The 539-nt window shown below is 46.9% G+C and carries 2 tRNA genes and 1 rRNA gene; all 3 read right to left on the reverse strand.

What is annotated here, in order from left to right:
- Positions 1–210 precede the first annotated feature (210 nt).
- Positions 211–286 (reverse strand) — tRNA-Ala (locus tag MF6394_RS32845).
- A 30-nt stretch (positions 287–316) separates the two neighbouring features.
- Positions 317–393: transfer RNA gene (locus MF6394_RS32850), tRNA-Ile, on the reverse strand.
- Between the two features lie 82 nt (positions 394–475).
- A 16S ribosomal RNA gene (locus tag MF6394_RS32855) occupies positions 476–539 on the reverse strand; the annotation flags it as partial.

Genomic DNA, 539 nt, shown 5'->3' on the forward strand with positions numbered 1-539 from the left:
ACATTCGCCGAAAATTCGAATTTCTCAATTAAGAGAACTCACAAATTTTACCTTAGCCTGATCCGTTACCAGTGAAAGTAACGTTCAGTCTATCTTTCTATCACATACCCAAATTTTTAAAGAACGAACTAGTCAAAGACTAGAAATCAACATTCACCATCACCACGATGGAATGCTCATTTCTAAGCTTTATACAAACAGAAGCAGTAGTGGTGGAGCCAAACGGGATCGAACCGTTGACCTCCTGCGTGCAAGGCAGGCGCTCTCCCAGCTGAGCTATGGCCCCGTATTTCTACAGGCGTTTCCCACACAAAATTGGTGGGTCTGGGCAGATTCGAACTGCCGACCTCACCCTTATCAGGGGTGCGCTCTAACCAACTGAGCTACAGACCCAATTTCGGGCTGCTTCTTTTCGTCTTCTTCAATGAATCAAGCAATTCGTGTGGGAACTTATGGAGCAGCTGATGTCGTCGATTAAGGAGGTGATCCAGCCGCAGGTTCCCCTACGGCTACCTTGTTACGACTTCACCCCAGTCATG

The sequence above is a fragment of the Pseudomonas sp. MF6394 genome (assembly GCF_002018845.1).
GTDB classification, from domain to species: domain Bacteria; phylum Pseudomonadota; class Gammaproteobacteria; order Pseudomonadales; family Pseudomonadaceae; genus Aquipseudomonas; species Aquipseudomonas lactis.